General features: G+C 59.2%; 1 protein-coding gene and 1 pseudogene. Both read left to right on the forward strand.

What is annotated here, in order from left to right; all coding sequences use genetic code 11:
• Window positions 1-220 (forward strand): annotated as a pseudogene (locus SY1_RS00565) (Rpn family recombination-promoting nuclease/putative transposase); the annotation flags it as partial.
• A 610-nt stretch (window positions 221-830) separates the two neighbouring features.
• The gene (locus tag SY1_RS00570) at window positions 831-3,281 is read left to right on the forward strand and encodes a hypothetical protein (protein WP_208874075.1); all 2,451 of its coding nucleotides are present in this window, start codon (window positions 831-833) and stop codon (window positions 3,279-3,281) included.
• Window positions 3,282-3,403 lie beyond the last annotated feature (122 nt).

Here is a 3,403-nt window from a genome sequence, read left to right on the forward strand (position 1 = left end):
TAAGGTGGAGGCAAGGGGCATACAGTTTGGGGAGGCAAGGGGCATTAAGTTGGGCGAGGCCAGGGGCATTAAGTTGGGACGAAATGAAGGACGAAATGAAGGCATCGCCGCCACGGCGCGGCGGATGCTGGTGCGAGGCGTCCCGCTGGAGCAGGTGGTCGACTTCACCGGGCTGTCCCTCGGCGAGGTGGAGGCGCTGCGGCGGGGGATGGACAACTGATCGTTGGCCCCCCTGCAAGGGGGGGCTGCCCCGCCGGGGGTGTTTGGGCGGCGAGGGGTGACATGATCACTGATCAATGACCTTTAGGCCTTCCACCCTTTGTATTTTTTGCAAAGACGTGATATTTTACAACGATTTTATCACCATCTTGCTTGCTTTGGCAGGGTGTTTTTTTGCACGTGGTTTTTCGGTTGATGGGATATGTATTATCCAAGGGGGGTTGAGAACATGGGCTTCTTCGGCCTCTATCCGGCCTGGAAGGCGTCGCGTCTCAGGCCCATCGACGCCCTGCGGTTCGAGTGATTGTCATGTTGTGCAATGTGCTCCCCTCGTTGTATAATTCGACGGTTTGTAAATTCAGGTGAGGAGGAAGATAGTTTTGAGAAAGATGGGCTCGATCGGCAGGTTTTTGCTTGTGGCGGCTCTCGCGGCAGTGTTCGCCCTGGGCCTCGCCGGAACCGCGCTGGCGGCGCATTATGTGTGGAGGGGTACTGGGGGTAACCTCGCGGAAGGTGATTGGAAGACGCCTTCTTGCTGGGACCTCAATTCCAATTTCCCGGGTACAACCCCCAACGATACTGTCGAGATCCCCGAGGGCTCTGTGGTAACGGTGGGTGATGCGAACTTTCCGAATAATGCGGTGGATAAGATCACCTTTAAGGGCGGGGCCAAACTGCTCTACAACGATGAAACCTACTATTTTAGGACCCAGGCCCTCGAGGTTGAGGCGGGTGAGGTCAACATCGTGGTAAAAAAAGATGATAGGTTTGCTGTCCATGATACCGCCACCAACGTCGTCATTAAGGTCGGAGCCAACGCGGTCCTTACCCTCGAAGGGAAGAAGATTGCGGGTGGTGCTGGCGCGTTGCGACTCACCGGTGCGGGGAAGCTGGTTTTGAAGGCTCCGGTGACGACGGTCACGGATCTGAAGATCACGGAGGGCGGCACGCTGGTCGCAGACGTCGATAACGCCCTGCCCCTTACGAGTGCTTTGACGATCGACAATGGCAGCATCGTAGTCAATGGGACCGGTTTTGGCGCCACCTCCGAGATGACCCTGTCGAAGGGCAACCTGACGCTGAACAAGCCGATGAGGGATAATAAGGTGACGATGGGGGACGGCACATTGACGGTTGCGGATGGCGTCAAGATCGGAAAGAATGCCCCACTGGACGGCGCGGTGGACCTGAAGGATAAAGGCCACCTCGTGCTGAACGGGAACCTGACGCTCAAGGAGCTGAAAACGGTCGATGGCAGCAAGATCACGGCCAACGGCAATGTCCTGACCGTCAAGCCCGGTGTTGGGGTAGATTTTGAGCTCAACGCAGGGATCGATAAGGGGACTCTGAGCCTGGATGTGGCGGCCAATAACACGGCCACCCTGAGTAAAAATGTGGCGAACGTCGTGTTCAACGGGAAAACCGACGGCGCCGCCGGCGCCCCTACCTTGAAATTTGAGGGCAACGTCTTTGTGAACCACCTCGATATCAGAGGCTCCGAGACAGAACCCGCCCGCTTGGATTTCGCTGGGGAGCAGGAGTACACCATCGGCACGCTGGAGTTCGTGAGGACGACCCCCCTTGTCGTTTCCTATGGCGATAAGTACGTCAAGGTCGAAAAGCTGATCCTTGCCGATGGCGCTGCCCTTGACCTCGAGCTGAGGGGGGGTACTGCACTGATCATCCAGGACGGAACGCCGGGCAAGAATTGGAACGTGAAGATGGGGAATGAGAATACCGATTTCAGGGTGCACAACGCGGGGCTGCTCTCCGGAAACGTCGAGGTGACGCTCGGCGGCGGCACCCTGTACCTGCCTCACGGAGCGTACCCGAACCTGATCCTGAAGGCGGCGTCTCCTTCTGTTATGCCGACGATCGATGCGGAGTTCTTCGAGGGCGACCCGGTCCTGACCGTAGGGAAGGTCGCGATCAGTAATTCTAACCTGAGAGTGAAGGCTACCGGTGTCTGGAGACACGGCCTGAAAGCAGGCGATACGCTCACGCTGCTGGAGGTCAATGAGACGAACCTGAGTGATGGTAAAGTGATCTTAGGTGATCCAGAGGTGGATAGTAGTGGCTACTTGAAATGGAAGTGGGAGCGGCTGGAAGGAACCAAAACAAAACTGGTCCTCACCGCGCTGAAGACCATCTCCGTCCCCGATCTGGTGGCGGAGGCGAGTTACTCGGGGAACAAGTGTACCGTGAACGTCAAGGTCTCGGGTGACGTGAAAGTGAATGAGAGCAACTGGAACGCCGAGATGATCCTGGGAGATAGGCCGGAGAATGATCCCGCTTATAAGAATTTTAAGCCTGGGACGAACACTGAGAGGGGCGCGGTTTTTGAGGTCATTCTGCCGTCCGGTTTCACGAGAGGGACGCTGAGGGTGAAAGCCACAAACAAAGAAGGAGGAAATTTCCAGGGCTTTGTCGACGTCCCGCTGGTGCGCACCACGCCGGGTGGCGAGGGCAACGGCAACGACGAGGCCGACAAGCCGGTGGAGATCGACAACACGAGCTGGACCGCGACGGCCCTCACCGGGGAGTCGGGAGACGTGACGCTCCGGGCGAAGCTGAAGCTGGTTGGCACGCCGAAGTCCCTGAAGGTGGAGGTCTCCGGGATGAAGGCGCCGAAGGCCGAGCTGCTGGACGCGGCGGGGAAGGTCGTCTTGACGTCCTCCATCCCCTCGGTCCGCGCGAGCGCCAAAGACTACACGCTGAGGCTGACGTGCAGGACCACGAAGGCCGAGATCGCCGCGGGCGCGGAGATCAAGACGGTGATCGTGACGATGGCCAACGGCACGAGGTACAAGATCCCCGTGAACAAGAAGCTGAAGGACATGAAGCCCGACACCAACAAGCCGGACAACAACAAGCCCGGTGGCGACAACAAACCTGGTGACGGCAACAAGCCTGGCGACAACAACCCCGGAGACAACAAGCCCGGCGACGGCAACAAGCCTGGCGAGGGCAGGAAGGGCGGCTCCGGCGGCGGGTGCGACGCGGGTGTCGGCGGGCTGGCGCTGGCCCTTGGCGCGGCGTTCCTGCTGAAGCGGAAGGCGTAGTCCGAAACCGGATGACGAGGCGGGCCTCTCCTGAGGCTCCAGCCTGAGAGAAGCGCGAGCGGCACCCACTGGGCGCCGCTCGCGCTTCTCTGCTTTTGGAGTTGTCAACGCCTCGCGGCGGA

This window comes from Fretibacterium fastidiosum (genome assembly GCF_000210715.1).
In the GTDB taxonomy this organism is placed as follows: Bacteria; Synergistota; Synergistia; order Synergistales; family Aminobacteriaceae; genus Fretibacterium; species Fretibacterium fastidiosum.